Raw genomic sequence first — 18189 nt, 5'->3', positions numbered from 1 at the left:
TCCTAACCTTCGTTTAATGGTGCAAAAAGGCCGATAATTCGCCAGCCCCAAGCCTTCTCGGTAGCACCGGCAAAGTATAGTTGTCGACGTACTGTTCCTTTGGCTGTTATACGCTGAATGGAAGGGCACTCTATGCTAACCACAGCCCTGACTTGCCCGATTAAGCGCTGTAGCTCGATCCGCTCACCATCAAAAACGTCCGGAGTCGATGAACGAATTTCCAGGGTCGCCTCATTTTTTGAGCGACAATCAAGTGTAAGCATGAAAGCCTCCATTCCTGCGTGAGACATCAGTAGACGCTCCGAGGCCTGTACCGGGCTAACTGTCAATAAAAGCAGAAGCGTTGAAAAAAATGCAGTGACTTGCCAGTGGATAACGGGGTTACGAAGAAAGATTCCTATCAAGCTCATACGCATTCTTCAGTTAATAGCCTAAACCAGCTTCCAGGTACCATCGCCCTGCTGACAGACCCGCAAATCTTCTGTAATAGTTCCATCTGCTGTGGTCACTTCCTGTCTGACTGTTTTACAAACACTGCTGGCCTGTACTTTTACCTCGGATACAGATTCCGTGGAAGCCTGGGCATAACTTACCGGCTGGTTCGATGGGGACATCAATGGACGGTACACATAACCTCCAGCAGTGCCATCAGGGAGCTGGGAAATGAGGTACCACTTTTTATCCGGCAGGGCCTCACCAATCACTTGAACCGATTGGTTCCCGGCCAACTGGGAAACTATTTTATAGTCCGTCCCGGGGCCACTGCGCACATTAGTAACACTCTTCGGACTGTAGGGTGCACCGATCAAGCTCAGCGGTGGAGTCTGCTCTACTTTCTGCTTCAACACTTTAAGCTTAACCGTTTTTTCTTCTCGGCTCACAGGCTGGTCGTCAAGCACACTGACCTGACCGGTGACTCCATCATCACCGGAAAAAGTGACTCTCTGACCAGTTCCAGCCGCTTGTTGCTGAGCAGCAAACAACTTTTCCTGGTCACGCCGGCTCAACACTTTGGCAAACTGGTCACCAATATAAGCACCTGCCGCCGCACCAGCGAGGATGGCTGCCGCGCGAAGGGCATCGTTATCCATATCCTCTGAGAGCTTTTCCGCAATCACACCGCCACCCACTGCACCGGCTACCTTGCCCCAGGAAGCCTTTTGTTCTTCCGTCATAGAAGCACACCCCCCCAGAGTCAAGGATACTGCTACAACGCCACTGACCAAGGCTTTCCTTTTCAGTTTCATGTCTTTTCTCCATCTCCACTCATCATCAAAATTAACCGGAAATCACCTTAAATTTCACACCACCCAACCTGACTTCCGCGCCATTTTCCAACGGTACACTTTCACCTGATGAAAGCTGCCTGCCATTTACGAATGTACCATTGGTGGAATTGATGTCCCGGACATAGAGATTATTACCTTGTGCATAGAAAGCACAGTGCCGACGGGAAATACTGTCTTCGTTAACGGCATAGGCAGAATCATCAGGGCTGCGGCCCACCACCACATCACCTCGATATAACTGATCTCCGCTTATCACCAAGCGGTAACGTTGCCGGTTTGCTCCATACCCATCCAGAATCAGGTTTATCTTGGGAGCATCCAGCACAGTCGCCGCCGGTTGGGAAGAGCGCACTGCACCGGCAGAAGGAGACTTCGACTGGGGACGAGAGGCACGAAGTGAGCGAGAATAGCTTTCCACCGCATGACTAATCTGTTGCCGCGCAGCCGGGCTTCGCAACAGATGAACCAGAATAATGCCAATGATGACCAGTGCCGCACCACCAAAATAGAGAGAAAATTGTAGTATTTTGGAAAGTTTTCTATTTTCTTCTTCGTACAGATCCTGTTTGGAGTAACAGACACTTTCATCAAGAAAATATTTTATGCCCTTACTGTCCAAAACCCGGATCAACTCTGAAATATCTGAGGCCAGCCCATAGGCAGCGTTGGAAACCACACCCATCGCGTCCAATTGACGGCCCTTCGAGTCAAACAGGCGTGCAGTCTCCGTAGGAGATGCGCTGTGTACACCGACCACCCTCCCGCACTCGTCAAAAACGGGGCCACCACTGTTTCCCCCAGAGGTCGGAATAGTGTGCAGCAACTGCACAATGTTTTGTTCGGTACCAGACCACCGACCACCCTCGATAATCCGGGCAAGATTGTGCGCGGCATAGGTTGAATAGGCGGTAATGTCCTGAGATTTTACCGCCGTCTGATCGGCAATACCCGGATAGCCCTGGGTTGCCACTATACTGCCCTGTAGCGGTCGTTGATTGGCTAGAGTCACTGGCTCCAAATTTAATTGGTTCCAGTATTCTGGCTTGACTTTGAGGATAGCCAAGTCGAGGTCTTTCGATGTCCAGGGATTGTCTTCCACATTGGTTCCGACAAATTTATTCGCCACATCAAATCCCTGCATGGCATCAATACGCTGACCATCCCGTAAGACAAAAATAGCAGCTGCATTGTTCACCACATGCCAGTTGGTAACTATATGTCCCTCATCGTTGATCACAAAACCCGTACCATGTCCCATACCGACATTACCTTTGCGGTCCACGGTGAGAACATTAACCTTGACCACATGATTTTCGTAGGTCTTACCTGCAAAAGCCAAACGCCCTCCGGCCAAGAACAGAACGACACCAATAAGACAGGCAACACTGAATACGGTAGCTACTTTATTGCGCTCGTTGATTAGCATCACGACTTCGTGCGCTCCAAAACTGTCAATGTGCACTGCACCTGACCAAAATCGACTTTATCTCCGGTAATCAGTGCCGCGCCTTCCTCCGACACAGCCACACCGTTGACCCGGGTACCACCTGTTGATCCCAAGTCTTTGATATGCAAATAATTTTCTTTAATATAAAGTTGGGCGTGCTGTCGACTCACCGTGTCATCGGCAATCACTACTTGCGCTAGCTCAGGATTCCGCCCCACGACTAGGCCATTCTGACGCTGCATCAGATCTTTACCCAGCACCAGAAAAGCAATGGGCGCGTTAGAAGAGTCACGGCCTTCAAAACGGCAGTCACCAAAACTGGCGGATGCCGCCAACAGGGCTTTGCTAGCAACAGACAAGTCCTTGCGGCGCTTGATTAACAGTAATACCGCAATTAGCACCCCGATCACAATCGCAGCCACAGCGCCCCAGAACAATGTTTGGTTCTGCTTCTTGATATGGGCATTTTCCGAATCGATCAATTCTGCATTGCTGTTGATATCAGCAACAATGGTCGTGATCTCCTCTCGCTCTTTTTCCGCATCTTCGCGGGCTTGGCGTTCTTGTTGCGTATCCTCCTTGGCTTTATCCGCATCAGCCTTGGCTTTTTTTGCTGCGTCTTCCGCTTCCTTCGCCTGTTTTTTAGCCGCTTCGACTTCCTGCTGTTTGGCGGCTTCAGCAAGTTTCTGCTGCTCCACGACACTTAGGCAAGGGGAATCCGCTTTAAGTGGAGAAATAGATAGCGAGGCCAAAAAACTTTCAAGACGGGAGAGTGGCACAGCAGTAGCACCCACAGGGGTGTGAGCTCGCCAAAGCTCTTTGAGAGTTGCCCCTGGCTTGCTCCTGATCACCCCAGACAGTTGACCACAGCGATTCACCAGGGGGGCACCATAGCCACCGCGACCCATAGCTGTCACCAACTTCACATAACCAGTTTCCTCTTGGGATGTATCGAACAGCGCTTTGGTCCATTTCAGCTCTGGGACAATCACTGCAACAAACTTGGGCTTGTTCGAAAATCCAAAAAAGGTACTACGTGGCGTTTCTTCGGTTTTGTGCCAATACCCAGCCACCTCCAGCGTGCCTTTGTCCGAGGCTGTATCTTGGGAAAAAATCAGAGGAGAAGACGTCAGAGAAGCCGCTCGCAGGACTGCCATATCACTGGCGGCGTCCGCCTTGACCATCACGGCCTGCAGTTTCTGCCCTTGACTATCAAGGACAACATATTTGTCAGCATGCTCAAGAAGGTGTGCACTGGTGATAATCACGCCGCCATCAGCAACCACCACGCCAGAGCCCTGGTTATAGAGCTCATCTCCCTTGTAGGCGAGGACCTGAACTACCGCTGTTCGCCATTCCGCGCTGATGCAAAGCCGGGGACTGGTGCTGGAGGCTGAGCAGCGGTTGCTGGACAGTGAGGCGGCGCTGGTGGATGCCCAACGCAATTACCAGATAGTCACCGGTCTCCATCGGCGCCCGTCAGTGGCCTTCTCGGAAGAACGTAGCCAACGACAGGTCATCGACTCCGGGCACCCTCTGCTGGGCTTCTTGCAGGATCAAGCGAAAAGCCGACAACTGCAGGCACAACTGGCGCGACACGATAGCGCCGGCAACCCCACCCTGTTCATGGGCATGCGCCGGGAACGCGGTAGCAGTGGCGAGGAGGATATCGACAGTCTCGGCATCGCCATCACCGTACCCTTTGGCGGCGGCAACTATATTTCCGCAAAAAGCAGTGCCGCGCGCCTCGCCGCCACGGAAGCGGAAGTCCGTGTCATGCAGACCCACCGAGAGTTGCAACAACAACTGCACGAGGTGGAGCACCAGCTGGAATCCACCCGCCGCTCCCTTGAACTGGGCAAGGAGCGGCAGGCGCTGCATCGGCAGCACTGGCAGATGGCAAAGAAAGCCTTCTCCCTGGGTGAAACCGACATTTTGCCCGCCATTCAAGCCCTGCGGCGGTACCGGGAGAGTCGCCTGCAATACCAACTGACGGAGCTGGATCAACAGCGACTGGCCTCCGAATTCAATCAAACCGTTGGAGTACTGCCATGAAAGCCCCCAAGGAACCGTCGGAACTGACCACTAATCGGTTCTCTTTCGCCCTGCCACTGGCCCTGTCTCTGGCACTGATGACCGGCGGCAAAGTGAACGCAGAAGAAGCAGAGGCCATCCCCCTGAGCCGGGATGAAGCGGTCCGCATGAAGCTGGTTTTCCAACCCGCCCGCAGCGCCGACTTGCGCGACGGCAACAGCATACCCGCGACGGTCATCAACTCCCCCGAACACAGCGCCCAGGCCATTGCTCTCTACAGCGGCACCCTGACTCGCTGGCACCGGGTTCCGGGAGATGCTGTCAGCGCCGGACAACCCATCGTCACCCTGAGTAGTCCGGGCCTGATGGCCGTGGAGGAATCCTGGCTGAAAGCCCACCACGACCTGGAACAGGCCCGCTATGAATTCGACCGTGATAACGAACTGTTCAAGGAAGGCATCATCGCCAGACAGCGGCTACAACAAACCCGACGCCGTCTACAGCAGGTGGAATTCACCCTGGCATCCCACCGGCAACAACTCACCAGGGCCGGGTTTACTGACACAGACCTGGCCCAGCTGCCCAGCGGCAAACGGCAACCCGGTGAATACCCGATCAAGTCTCCGGCTGCAGGAAAACTCAGTGAACGCCTGTTCAATGCCGGACAGGCGGTGCCCGCCAACACCCCGGTCGCCACCCTGCAGGCGGACTCCGAGCTATGGCTCGAAGCCGCTGTACCCGCAGTGCTGGCAGCAAGCCTGGAAGTGGGTGACCGTCTGCAACTGACGGACACAGACAGAACGGCGATCCTCAAATACAAGAATGCCGCCGTAAACCCCACCACCCAGATGGTAGATATCATGGCGGCCCTGGAGCAATCACAGACCGCTCTGCCGGGCCAGACCCTGATGCTTACCCTGCCGCCCCTGGCCCGGGGTGTGTTGGTCCCCGCAGCAGCGGTAACCCATTCAGGCAATGCCACCACTATTTATGTGCGCAGTGAAAATGGCATTGAAGCCCGAGCTGTCGCTCTGTTACCCATGGGCAATAACTACCTGGCCACTGGAGGCATTTCCCCCGGCGAAGAACTGGTGGTAGAGGGCGCCGCCCTGCTGAAAGGTATCCAACTGGGACTCGGGGGCACCGAATAATGTTGAGTCGCCTGATTCAGTTTTCCCTCAGCCAGCGACTGCTGATCAGTCTGCTGTCCCTGTTGCTGATCGGTTTCGGTAGCAGAGCCATGCTGAACCTGCCCATCGATGCTTTTCCGGATATCTCTCCCACCCAGGTAAAACTGATTATCAAATCGCCGGGCATGACCCCGGAAGAAGTGGAATCACTGATAACCCAGCCCATCGAAGTGGAACTGCTCGGCATCCCCGACCAGACAGTGCTGCGCTCCATTTCCAAATACGCCCTCAGCGCCATCACCCTGGACTTCGCCGAGGGAACCGACATCTACTGGGCCCGCCAGCAGGTTACCGAGCGGTTGAACAATATCTGGAGCGATCTGCCCGGCAATATCAGCGGGGGACTGGCCCCCATGAGCACACCGCTCAGTGACATGTTCATGTTCACCGTGGACAACGACAATCTCTCCCTGCAACAGCGTCGCTACCTGCTGGACTGGACCATCCGTCCCGCTCTGCGCACGGTGCCCGGCGTGGCGGACGTGAACGCGCTGGGTGGTTTTGTCAAAACCTATGAGGTGGCGCCGCGCCGGGCAGCGATGGCTCAAATGCAGGTAACCAGCGCCGATATCGTCGTCGCCCTGCGGGCCAACAACCGCAACGACGGGGCTGGCCGACTGGATCAGGGAGAGGAAGCCATCCTGGTGCGGGTAGCGGGCGCCCTCACGTCCCTGGACGATCTGGCCGCCATTCGCCTCGACAACGCCCTCGGCCAGTCCATTCCCCTCAGCCAGATTGCCGACATTTCCCTCGGCAGCCTGGAGCGCTACGGCTCGGTCACCGCCAATGGCGAGGAAGAAGTGGTACAGGGACTCGTGATCGGCCTGAGCGGGGCCAACGCCAGAAACGTAGTGGCCGGCGTACAGGACAAACTGGCAGAACTGCAAGCCAGCCTGCCGGAAGGCACTGCCATCAATGTATTCTACGACCGCAGCGTGTTGATTGAGCGAGCGGTGGGCACAGTGAGCCTGGCACTGTTGGAAGCGGTGGTGCTGGTAGTGATTCTGTTGGTGCTCTTCCTCGGCAACTGGCGCGCCGCGGTAACTGTCTCAATGATCCTGCCCCTGTCAGCGCTGTTCACCTTTTTCATGATGGACCGCATGGGCATGTCCGCCAACCTGATGAGCCTCGGCGGCCTGGTGATTGCCATCGGCATGCTGGTGGACTCCGCCATCGTTATTGTCGAGAACATTGTCTCGGCACTATCCCGACAAGAGGGCCAACAGCAGGCGCGACAGAAAAACGGCGGCACGCCCCTGCCCCGCCTGCACATCATTTTCCGGGCAGTAAAGGACGTGGCGGTGCCGGTCACCTCCGGTGTCGCCATCATCGTCATCGTGTTTCTGCCACTGCTGACCCTGCAGGGGCTGGAGGGCAAACTGTTCGGCCCGGTGACCCTGACCATCGTGTTCGCTCTGGTGGGATCCCTGGCGCTGTCTCTCACCGCCATCCCGGTGCTGGCATCCTTCATGATCAACAAGGGCGGTGAACGCGAACCCTGGCTCAGCCGTCAGTTACTGCGAGCCTATGAACCACTGCTGGACAAGGCGCTTGCCAAACCGCGCTGGCTGGTGGGCGGTTCCGCGGCACTGCTGGTGGTATCGGTGCTGGTGTTCCCGCTGGTGGGCAAAACCTTCATGCCCACCATGGATGAGGGCGACATCATCGTGCAGTTGGAATCGATTCCCTCCATCAATCTGGAAAACAATACCCGCATCGTCAAACAGGTGGAAAAGGAACTGCTGAGTAATGTGCCGGAAATTCAGCGCATCGTCTCCCGCAGCGGCTCTGATGAAATTGGCATGGACCCCATGGGCCTCAACGAAACCGACGTGTTCCTGCAACTGAAACCGATGGCGGAATGGCAGGCCGACAGCAAGGCGGAAATCGAGCAGAAACTGCGCGCGGTACTGGAGCGCTTTCCCGGCATCAACTACGGCTTCACCCAGCCCATCAACATGCGCGTCTCGGAGATGCTCACCGGCTCCCGGGGCGACATCGCCATCAAGGTGTTCGGCCCGGATCTGGCCACTTTAAACCAATTGACCCAAGCTATTTCCGCGCGGGTGGAGACCATCGACGGCGCCGTGGATACCACTGCCACGATTAACGAGGGAGCCCAGTACCTGCAGGTGAGCGTGAACCGCCAGCGGGCCGGCATGCTGGGCATTGACGTGGAAGCCCTGCAGAATCGCCTGCGGGCGGAAATAGAGGGACTGCCCCTGGGCAACATTATTGAACACACCGCCCGGGTGCCATTGATGCTGCGCTATCACAAACCCCAAGGGGACGGCGTGATGCAACTTCAACGGAGCCGCATCAACCTGGTTGACGGCGGCACCATTCCCCTTGCAGAGCTGGCAGATATCCGCCGTATCGAAGGACCGGTTGGGGTTTCCCGCGAGTCCGGTCAGCGCTTTGCAGTGGTGCGCACCAATGTGGAGGGACGCGATCTGGTGGGCTTCGTCGATGAGGCCAAGGCCGCCATCGCCGCAGATATCGACCTGCCCCAGAGCTACTCCCTGGCCTGGGGCGGCCAGTTCGAGAACCAGCAGCGAGCCGCTGCCCGGCTGACGCTGGTGGTGCCGGTGGCGCTGGGTCTGATCACCCTGCTGCTGTTCATTACCTTCGGCTCCCTGAAACAAACCGCCATCATCCTCTCCAACATCCCCTTCGCCCTCACCGGCGGCCTGCTGGCCCTGTGGCTCACCGGCGAATTCCTGTCGGTTCCCGCCTCGGTGGGTTTTATTGCCCTGCTCGGTATCGCGGTGATGAACGGCGTGGTGATGATGTCTCACTTTAATTACCTGCAAGCGAAGGGGCTGCCCATGGCCGAGGTAGTGAAACAGGGCGCACTGCGACGCCTGCGCCCGGTCATGATGACTGCCAGCACCTGTGCTTTTGGTCTGTTGCCTCTATTGGCAGCCAGCGGCCCCGGTTCTGAATTACAAAAGCCCCTGGCCATCGTGGTGATTGGAGGGCTGATCAGCTCCACCCTGTTGACCCTGTTCCTGCTACCGGTGATCTATCGCTATTTTTTTCACAGCACTGACCACAATCTGTCAGGAGACCTTGTATGAACGTCCTGCTGGTACTCAATATCACCCCCGAACTGGAAGAGGAGCTGGTGGACTACCTGTTGTCCTGTGAAAAGGTCGGCGGCTTTACTTCCTACCCAGTGCACGGCCACGGTGAACAGGGCCGCCTCTCCATTGCCGAACAGGTCAGTGGACGTCGGAAGCGGGTGCAGTTTGAAATCCTGTTGCCTGAACAACAGGTGGATAATCTAATCGCCGGTCTCGCCGAAGAAGTCGGCAAAGGCATTCATTACTGGCAGCTTTCTGTAGCCTGCAGCGGTCACCTGTGATGGCGAATTTCCAATCCACCATCACTTCCGGTTCAATACCCCCCGCCATTGAAGGCTACGGACCAGCAAGTGCGACAATTTGTCACATCCCCAAAGGGTTGCTTCCACAGTAAGATGCCGGCCATTCGACTTGACCCAGGAGAAAGGCCCCGTGAAGCGCGACATTCCCGTTATAGCCACGCTATTGCTGAGCACCCTAACCGCCCCGACGCTGGCGGATCACGCCACCCCCGAAGAAATCGAAGTGACCGGCGTACAGCCCACGACCCGACTGACACTGGACACAGAACCTGGAGAGTTGCCACTGGTGGACACTTCAGCACTGCTAAAACGGGTACCCGGCGCCAACGTCAACAGCAACGGTCCGGTAACCGGAATCGCGCAATACCGTGGACTCTACGGCGATCGTGTCAGCATCCACATCGACCACGCACCGACTCTCACCGGCGGCCCCAACGCTATGGATGCACCGCTCACCTACACGCCGCCACTGCTGTTGAAGTCCCTTGTGGTGGATCGCGGCATCGCCCCGGTTAGCGCCGCCCAAGAGAGCATCGGCGGGCACATCACCGCGACTTTGGACCGCGGCGAATTCGGCGAGAGTGACGACTTTATTTTCTCCGGCTCCATTGCCAGTCGCTTCAACGGCAACAGCGATGGTTCCAACACCGCCCTGAAATCCACACTGTCCAACAATCACCACAAACTGTCAGCACTTTTCAGCCACGACGAAGGCGACGATACTCGCGTCGGTGACGACGACAAGATCGGTGGCAGCCAGTACCGACGGGGCCGATACGACCTCAGCTATGGCTGGCGCAACGACAACAGCAGCCTCGAAATCTACATCGGCGAGCTGGACACCCGGGACACAGGCACACCCGCCCTGCCCATGGATATCAATTACATCGACGGGGACACCGCGGGCGCCAATGTCAGCACCACCCTCGGTGAGATAGTGATCAGCGGTCACCTCTCCTACAACCATGTCGACCACCTGATGGATAACTTCTCCCAGCGAGAAGCACCGGCATCGCCGATGAGTTATCGTGCCAACAATGCCACCGCCCACAACACTGCATGGTCCCTGCAGGCCCGCTGGCCGATGGCCAGCGGCTTTCTAACCGTGGGCTCGGACGGCAACGAAACGGTGCACACTGCCACCATTTCCAACCCCAACAACGCGATGTTTGAATTGGCCAACTTCAACGATGCGGAACGGGATACCTACGGTATTTTCACCGAGTGGGAAGGCAGTATCGGCGAGTGGCATGTAAAGACCGGTGCGCGAGTCAACCGTGTAAAAATGGACAGCGACCCCGTCGGCGCCAGCGGTATGATGGGGATGATGGCAATGAATGCCAATATGCTAGCGACGACCTTCAACAACGGCGATCTGAACGAAGATTTTACCTACCTTGACCTGGTTCTTAACCTGAGCCGCCCCCTCACCAATAACACCACACTGAACCTGGGTCTGGGGCGTAAAAACCGCGCGCCCTCCTACCAGGAACGCTACCTCTGGTTGCCCCTGGCGGCTACCGGCGGCCTGGCGGACGGTCGCAACTATATCGGCAATCTCGACCTGGACGAGGAAACCGCCCACGAGGTCACCGTCGGTATCGATTGGCAAACTGCGAAGGCCTGGGCAACACCACAACTGTTCTACCGCCGCATCGATGACTATATCCAGGGCGTGCCGTCCGACAACGCTACCGCCAATATGCTCAGCACCATGATGAGTGGTGAGGCGGCACTGATGTTCGACAACGTGGATGCCAAGATGTACGGCGCGGACATGGGCTACGGTTACATGATCTCCACCACCCTGCGCCTGGAGGGCAACCTCAGCTACGTGCGCGGCAAGCGCCGGGACGAGGACGACGACCTATACCGGGTGGCACCCCTCAACAACCGCCTGTCTCTGATTTATGAACAGCGCGCCGTCATGCTGGCCCTAGAATCGGTGCTCTACGCCAGTCAGAACAAGGTGTCCGACTTTAACCAGGAAGAAAAAACTTCCGGCTACGGGATACTTAACCTGTCCGGCAGTTACCGGCTTACACCGCAACTGATCCTGTCCGGCGGCGTGGAAAACCTGTTCGATAACCGCTATGAGGATCACCTGGCCGGTTACAACCGCAATGGCGACAGCGATATAGCCCTGGGAGAGCGGTTGCCAGGGGCAGGCCGGAATATTTATCTGTCAGCAACCCTGCACTGGTAACCTGACCATTCTGGTAATATCCGGTCATGGCTCCCACCCTTGATTCATTCATACACTCGGCAGCGCGGCAAAACCTGCGCCAGCTGAGTGTCATCCGCAACATCGCTCTTGGGGGCCAGATTCTGGCCCTCATTTTTTTTAGTCAGATACGGGATATCGGTTTACCTATACTGGTACTGGGAGCCATTCTCGCCCTCTACGCCATTGTCATTACCACCACATGGTGGCGCACCTTCCGTTACCCGGTCATTACCGAACTGGAATTTTTCTGCCATTTGCTGGTGGATATCCTGTTTTTTACTGCTCTGCTGTTTTTCAGCGGCGGCGCCTCAAACCCGTTTATTTCCTACTATCTGGTGCCTATCAGCATTGCGGCAACCACATTGCCCCTGCGCTATACCTGGGCCATCACGATACTTTCACTGGCGGCCTACAGCTGGCTGCTGAACTTTTACCTACCCATTCCTGCCCTGGCACCGGGCCATCATCACGACGGCGTCAGCAATCTGCATATTCTTGGCATGTGGCTTAACTTCGCGGTCAGCGCTGGGCTGATTACCTATTTTGTGACCCGCATGGCCCGCACCCTGAAACAGCAGGAGGAACAGCTGACCATACAACGGGAAAATCAGCTGCGGGATGAACAGCTGCTGGCCATCGGTTCACTGGCTGCGGGTACTGCCCATGAACTGGGGACTCCACTCAACACCATGAAAATTCTGGTGGACGAAATGGTGGCAGACCAGTCCGGTTCAAACGACGATCTGAACATCTTGCAGCAACAGATTGAACAATGTCGACTTACCCTGAAGCAGCTGGTGGCCACTGCGGAAGGCAGTGCCGACGGCGGCGAAGACATTGCCCTGCGCCATTACTTTGATAGGTTATTCGAACGCTGGCAGCTGATGCGTCCCGGCGTACAGGCCAACATCCGTTATCCGGATAACCTGCCGGATATTCACACTCGCCTGCACCCGACCATCGCCCAGTCACTGACCAGCCTGCTCAACAATGCGGCCGATGCCAGCCCTGATCGGGTTGATATACAGGTACGCTGGGATCGGCAACACATTGAACTCTGTATCAAGGATTATGGTGACGGTGTTTCGCCACAATTGCGGGGCAGACTCGGTACCGCCTTTACCTCCAGCAAACCAGAGGGAATGGGGCTTGGGCTGTTTCTGACCCAGGCCACACTGCAACGCTACGGCGGCACTGTTGACATCAAACCCGGTCGGGAATCCGGCAGCGAGACCAAAGTGATTCTGCCAATACAGGATGTCCATGCCCGATAACCGCTATCTGCTTATCGTGGATGATGATGCCACGTTCACCCGTATTCTTGGGCGCGCCATGACCCGCCGCGGCTATCAGGTACTCACCGCCAGCACCGTCACCGAGGCCCTGAACCTGTGTCGGCAACACAATCCCCGCCGGGCTGTGGTGGACCTTAAACTGGAATCCGAGTCAGGACTTCATCTGCTACCACAGCTGATCCGGATCAATCCCAAACTCGAGGTGCTGATCCTCACCGGTTATTCCAGTATCTCCACGGCGGTGGAGGCCATCAAACTGGGCGCCCTGAACTATCTTTGCAAACCCGCCTCAGTGGAGGATATCCTCGCGACGTTCGATACCGATGCCACCCCCGAGACAACCGGGATCAGCGAAGGTCCGCCCTCGGTGGAGCGTCTTGAGTGGGAACATATTCAGCGGGTTCTGGCAGAAAATGACGGCAATATCTCCGCCACAGCTCGTCGCTTGGGCATGCACCGTCGAACCCTGCAGCGCAAACTGCAAAAACGGCCGGTAAAACAATAGCCTTACCCGGCCGCCTGTTTCTGACTATCTGGGTACCACCCATCCCTGAGCCAATAAAGCCTGTATAAGGGTGCTTTAACTGCTGTGGCATACGCAATATGGTCAACCGTGTATCCGGACACTAAACTGAGAATACACCCGGCTCGTCCAACATAAAGCCACTTTTTTTCACACCCGATTTGACGCATCAGAGAGTAATCAGTGAATAACAAACAGCCATTGCCTTTACCCGCCGACAGTCTCTACCGGCATTGTGATCCAGCCACCCTGCCCTTCGGTGATACCACTGAACTCGAGCACCTCGACAATTACTATGGCCAAGATCGCGCCCTTGACGCCCTGCGCTTCGGGCTGGGAATCCGACACGAGGGTTACAACATCTACGTGCTGGGCTCTTCCGGCATGGGCAAACACGAAATGTTGCAGGATTTTTTGCACCAACAGACATTTGACCGGCCGAAACCGAGCGATTGGTGCTACGTCAATAACTTCAGCGCACCCCATCAACCCAAAGTGTTAAGGCTGCCCTGTGGCCTGGCACAACAGTTGCGCAAGGATATGGAGCAGTGCATTGAAGATTTGCTGGTCACCATTCCCGGCGTGTTTCAAAGTGCAGAATACAAGGCAAGACTTAACGACATTAGCGATGCCTTCAACGATCAGGAACGACAGGCATTTTCAGAATTAAAAGAAAAAGCGAAAGCACGAAATATCTCAATGCTCGAAACACCTTCTGGCTACACACTCGCGCCACTGGTCAATGACAAAATCATTACCTCGGAAGAATTTGAAGCCCTGAGCGACGACGAAAAAACTGCCATTGAGCAGAAAATTAACGAGCTTAAGGAAGAACTGAAAGGGCTTGTGCAAAAAATGCCTATGTGGGTGAAAGCAAGCCGGGAACAATTCAAAAAACTGAACCAGTCCATCGTCCAGCATGCAGTGGGCCAGATATTCAGAGAACTGCAAAACCGTTACGCCGATTACCCTGATGTGGTCGAGTTTCTCGCTCTGGTGAAACAGGATGTGATTGAAAATGTGGATGCATTCCGTGAAGAGGAAGAACGTTCCAGTGTCCCCGAAAACCTGAAAAACCGGATACACGAATTCCCGATGTACAGGGTCAATGTATTGGTGGATAACGGTGGGGCCTGCACGGCGCCCATCGTCTATGAAAACAACCCGTCCCTGAGCAACCTGCTGGGCCGGGTCGAACACGAAGCGCAATACGGTACTCTGACCACCGACTTCACCCTGATAAAAGGCGGTGCACTACACCGCGCCAACGGGGGCTATCTGCTACTGGATGCCATTAAGGTCCTCACCAACCCCTTTGCCTGGGATGCGCTCAAACGCGCACTACAGTCCAGGGAAGCGCGGATCGAGTCGATCGACCAGTTGCTCAGCCTGGTGAGCACCAAATCACTCGAGCCAGAACCGGTACCGCTGGACATCAAGGTTATCCTGCTGGGTGATAGAACCGTCTACTACCTGTTGCAGGCCTACGACCCGGATTTCAACCTGCTCTTCAAAGTCCCCGCCGACCTGTCCGAGGAGCTACCTCGCACCGATGCCAATACGCTGGGTTACGCCCGATTGATCGCCTCACTGCAACACCGCAAGGGAATTCGGCCACTCGACCAGAGCGCCGTGGCACGGGTGGTTGAGCAGGGCTCCCGTCTGCTTGAGGACGCCCAGAAACTGCCCCTGCACCTCAACCTCCTCACGGACCTGCTCTGTGAAAGTGACTATTTTGCCGGGCAGGCCAATGCAGAACAGATTGGCATCGTGCACGTTCAGGCTGCAATAGAGGCAGCCTCCAGACGAATGGACCAATTCAGAGAGCGGGTCCACGAGAGCATCCTCAGGGAAATACAGTTAGTGGACACCCGCGGCGAACACGTGGCCCAGATCAACGGGCTCTCCGTCTACCAGCTCGGTGAGTACACATTTGGCCGCCCTACCCGCATTACTGCCCAGGCGCGGCTCGGACACGGCAAAGTTCTGGATATCGAGCGCGAGGTAAAACTGGGCGGTAATATTCACTCGAAAGCCGTGTTAATTCTCTCTGCCTTTATCGCCAATCGCTATGCCAGAGACCGACCGCTACCAGTCTCCGCCAGTCTGGTCTTTGAACAATCTTATGGCGGGATCGAAGGCGACAGCGCCTCTGTGGCGGAAATTGCTGTATTGCTCTCGGCAATAGCCGACATCCCGATCAGGCAATCTCTCGCGGTGACCGGGTCGACTAATCAACATGGGCAGGTTCAGGCCATTGGCGGGATCAACCAGAAAATCGAGGGCTTTTACGATATTTGCAATGCCCGCGGGCTGACCGATGACCAGGGGGTGGTGATGCCCGCTGCCAATACCCAGCACCTGATGCTGGAGGAACGTGTGATCGATGCCGTTAAACGGGGCGCTTTTCATATCTATGCCATTTCCACGATTGATGAGGCCCTGACGTTACTCACGGGACTGCCTGCGGGTGAACCCGATGATAAGGATGAGTACCCGGCTGATTCCGTGAACGGCAAGGTGATGGCAAAGATTGAAGCGTGGATCAAAGTCGCCCGAAAATTTGCTGTCGATAATACGCAGGGTGGCGACCGTGCAGACTGAACGCAGAATTTTAATCGCGCTGGATGCACTGAGTATCACCGAAGCCAGCCTGTTGTCACTGGTAACGATGGCGAGATGGCTGAACGCATCGCTCGCCGGCCTGTATATCGAGGACAGCCGCTTGCTGGCTGCGGCGGGGTTGCCCTTTGCCCGAGAAATTTCCAGCCTCTCGGGCGAAGAGCGGTTGTTCGGTCGAGATGCCATGATCAGATCCAGCCGCATGGCGTCATCCAGAGCACAGCAGCTACTGGAACAGTTATCTTCACAGCAGAAAGTGACCTGTACCTTCCATACTGAGAGCGGGATGCTGGCGCCCTGTGCATTATCCCACGAGGGGTACGATATTTTTTTTCCGGGACGAATCCGCACTTCGGCCAGACCTCGCCCACCAGGACTATCCTCACGACCCAGCAAACCACTGGTGTTGGTTTACGATGCCTCCCCACAATTTCATCGGGCGCTGGAGGTAGTGAGACGGCTAGCAGCCAACGGAATGGTATCGGATGTCACCCTGTTGAGCGAGACAGCACTGCCCCATGAGATTGCTGACCAACTGCCGGTTGATGGCATTAGAGTGCACTTTCAGCGGGTCGAATCCATTCATCCAGGAGATTTAACGTGCCTGAGGCTACCGGCAGGTTCACTGATCATGATGTCAAAAATGAACTTCGAAAAGCTGTCGGCCACGGAGTTGGCCGACCTGCCCGATTTACTGCCTTACCCCTTGATGCTGATTGCTTGACGGGTCCAACCCATCAAAAAGAAAGTTCTACCAGCTAATTCAGCACCCGATAACCGCGGCCCCTCAGGCAGTTCTTGACCACGCGTTTGCGTTCAGCGCTACCGGATGACACGCCCTTGATAGCACCGGTGACGGCCCCGACACCAGCCCCTTTCTTGGCTGTGCCGGAATCACCGACGATGGCCCCGACAACACCGCCGACCACCGCACCACCCGCTGCGGAGGTTGCCGTTCGCTCCGCCACAGGCACCTCAGAAGCGTAGCGCTGGCAATCGGCAAGGTCCGCGCGGTAATAGGACATGTCTACGCCCTGAGTATCGATAATAATACCGTCCGTTGCACCGTAACCGGATTGGCGCTGACTGCTACAACCCGCTGCCATGACGGACAACAGTAAAATGAGTGGTAGTCGCAACATCAATGTCCTGCTCTCCAAAGTCATTTCTCCCGTCAGCTCCTATGGCAGAGGTTCGAACCTTACCCGTACAAAACGTTTTTGCGCAGAATCGGTTGACAGAAACCCGTTCCCCATTAACTCAACGGGATTATTTCGCCGTACTCATCAGTCCCCTGACCGCAGCGGGAATATCACCCGGCAACAGTACCAGCTTGGCATTCTCTGAGACGGCCAGTTCACGCATCGCTTCAACGTATTTTTCACCCAGCAAATATACCGCTGGCAACTCCTTGTCCTGAATACCTGCGGTCACTTTTTCGATCGCTTCCTGGGTGGCCGTTGCCAGTACCACCTTGGCCTCGGCATCCCGTCGAGACGCTTCCAGCCGGCCCTCGGCTTCGAGAATGGCCGCGGTTTTCTCGCCGTCGGCGCGGGTCACTGTGGCACGGCGCTGGCGCTCGGCAGCGGCCTGCTCTTCCATGGCCTGCTGCATGGTTCCGGAGGGATTGATATCCTGAATTTCCACCGTTTTCATCACAATACCCCAGTCAGAAATATCGTCAGATATAGAGGTTTTTAACTTGGCTTTGATCTGGTCTCTGGAAGAAAGGGCATCATCCAGATCCATCTCGCCGACAATGGAACGCAGTGATGTCTGAACCAGGTTGCGAATCGCCAGTTCATAGTCCTCGACCCCGTAGACGGCCTTTTCCGGCGCCACGATATTGATATAGGCCACGGCATTGGCAACGATAACCACGTTATCCCTGGTAATAACCTCCTGTGAGGGAATATCCAGTACGATATCTTTGGTGGAAACCCGGTAGGCCACGGTATCGATATAGGGAATAATGATATTCAGCCCCGGCGGCAGTATTTTGTGAAACTTGCCCAGCCGTTGCACCACATGTTTGCTCCCCTGGGGCACAATCCGGACACCCAACCCAACGGTAATAACCAGCAGTACCAAAACTGCCAAAACAACGACTGTGCCGCCCATACCACCCACTCCGGAAAAAAGTTAACGTTCCAAAAACCGGTCGATTCCGGTCA

General features: G+C 55.9%; 15 protein-coding genes. 9 read left to right on the top strand and 6 right to left on the bottom strand.

The annotated features are described in order from the left end of the window. Positions 1 to 2: 2 nt before the first annotated feature. The 4 genes from AACZ64_RS05545 to AACZ64_RS05530 form a co-directional block, all read right to left on the bottom strand. On the bottom strand, positions 3 to 263 hold the full coding sequence (locus AACZ64_RS05545; RefSeq protein ID WP_293614114.1) for a hypothetical protein: 261 nt from the start codon (positions 261 to 263) through the stop codon (positions 3 to 5). Positions 264 to 431: 168 nt separating this feature from the next. Further along, a complete protein-coding gene (locus AACZ64_RS05540) occupies positions 432 to 1175 on the bottom strand; it encodes an SH3 domain-containing protein (protein WP_293614115.1) in 744 nt (247 codons plus the stop codon). A gap of 103 nt (positions 1176 to 1278) precedes the next feature. Continuing rightward, positions 1279 to 2715: a trypsin-like peptidase domain-containing protein gene (locus tag AACZ64_RS05535; protein ID WP_339639761.1), complete on the bottom strand. Its 1437-nt coding sequence runs from the start codon at positions 2713 to 2715 to the stop codon at positions 1279 to 1281. Continuing rightward, on the bottom strand, positions 2715 to 4025 hold the full coding sequence (locus AACZ64_RS05530) for an FHA domain-containing protein (protein WP_293614117.1): 1311 nt from the start codon (positions 4023 to 4025) through the stop codon (positions 2715 to 2717). The genes AACZ64_RS05535 and AACZ64_RS05530 overlap by 1 nt, the downstream gene beginning before the upstream one ends. Before the next feature lie 76 nt (positions 4026 to 4101). Between AACZ64_RS05530 and AACZ64_RS05525 the strand changes: the two genes are divergently transcribed. From AACZ64_RS05525 to AACZ64_RS05485, 9 genes are all read left to right on the top strand, one after another. Beyond that, on the top strand, positions 4102 to 4791 hold the full coding sequence (locus tag AACZ64_RS05525) for a TolC family protein (RefSeq protein ID WP_293614118.1): 690 nt from the start codon (positions 4102 to 4104) through the stop codon (positions 4789 to 4791). Further along, complete coding sequence (locus AACZ64_RS05520) at positions 4788 to 5921, top strand: efflux RND transporter periplasmic adaptor subunit (RefSeq protein ID WP_293614119.1); 1134 nt, start codon at positions 4788 to 4790, stop codon at positions 5919 to 5921. Before AACZ64_RS05525 ends, AACZ64_RS05520 begins: the two co-directional genes overlap by 4 nt. After that, positions 5921 to 9040, top strand: coding sequence for a CusA/CzcA family heavy metal efflux RND transporter (locus AACZ64_RS05515; RefSeq protein ID WP_293614120.1), 3120 nt, complete (start codon positions 5921 to 5923; stop codon positions 9038 to 9040). Before AACZ64_RS05520 ends, AACZ64_RS05515 begins: the two co-directional genes overlap by 1 nt. Next, complete coding sequence (locus AACZ64_RS05510; RefSeq protein WP_293614121.1) at positions 9037 to 9327, top strand: DUF3240 family protein; 291 nt, start codon at positions 9037 to 9039, stop codon at positions 9325 to 9327. The genes AACZ64_RS05515 and AACZ64_RS05510 overlap by 4 nt, the downstream gene beginning before the upstream one ends. Before the next feature lie 151 nt (positions 9328 to 9478). Beyond that, positions 9479 to 11554: a TonB-dependent receptor gene (locus AACZ64_RS05505; protein ID WP_293614122.1), complete on the top strand. Its 2076-nt coding sequence runs from the start codon at positions 9479 to 9481 to the stop codon at positions 11552 to 11554. Positions 11555 to 11580: 26 nt separating this feature from the next. After that, positions 11581 to 12849, top strand: coding sequence for an ATP-binding protein (locus AACZ64_RS05500; protein WP_293614123.1), 1269 nt, complete (start codon positions 11581 to 11583; stop codon positions 12847 to 12849). Further along, a complete protein-coding gene (locus tag AACZ64_RS05495) occupies positions 12833 to 13375 on the top strand; it encodes a response regulator transcription factor (protein ID WP_293614124.1) in 543 nt (180 codons plus the stop codon). The genes AACZ64_RS05500 and AACZ64_RS05495 overlap by 17 nt, the downstream gene beginning before the upstream one ends. A gap of 201 nt (positions 13376 to 13576) precedes the next feature. Next, positions 13577 to 15997, top strand: coding sequence for an ATP-binding protein (locus AACZ64_RS05490; protein ID WP_339639757.1), 2421 nt, complete (start codon positions 13577 to 13579; stop codon positions 15995 to 15997). Continuing rightward, a complete protein-coding gene (locus AACZ64_RS05485; protein WP_339639755.1) occupies positions 15987 to 16739 on the top strand; it encodes a hypothetical protein in 753 nt (250 codons plus the stop codon). The genes AACZ64_RS05490 and AACZ64_RS05485 overlap by 11 nt, the downstream gene beginning before the upstream one ends. A 34-nt stretch (positions 16740 to 16773) precedes the next feature. Here the strand turns inward: AACZ64_RS05485 and AACZ64_RS05480 are convergent, their stop codons facing one another. After that, positions 16774 to 17181, bottom strand: a complete 408-nt coding sequence (locus tag AACZ64_RS05480; RefSeq protein WP_293614126.1) for a glycine zipper family protein — start codon at positions 17179 to 17181, stop codon at positions 16774 to 16776. 103 nt (positions 17182 to 17284) lie between these two features. Continuing rightward, on the bottom strand, positions 17285 to 18136 hold the full coding sequence (locus AACZ64_RS05475; protein WP_293614127.1) for an SPFH domain-containing protein: 852 nt from the start codon (positions 18134 to 18136) through the stop codon (positions 17285 to 17287). Positions 18137 to 18189: the final 53 nt, after the last annotated feature.

The organism is uncultured Porticoccus sp., from assembly GCF_963975625.1.
Taxonomy (GTDB): Bacteria; Pseudomonadota; Gammaproteobacteria; order Pseudomonadales; family Porticoccaceae; genus Porticoccus.
This window is presented reverse-complemented; position numbering and strand designations above follow the sequence as displayed.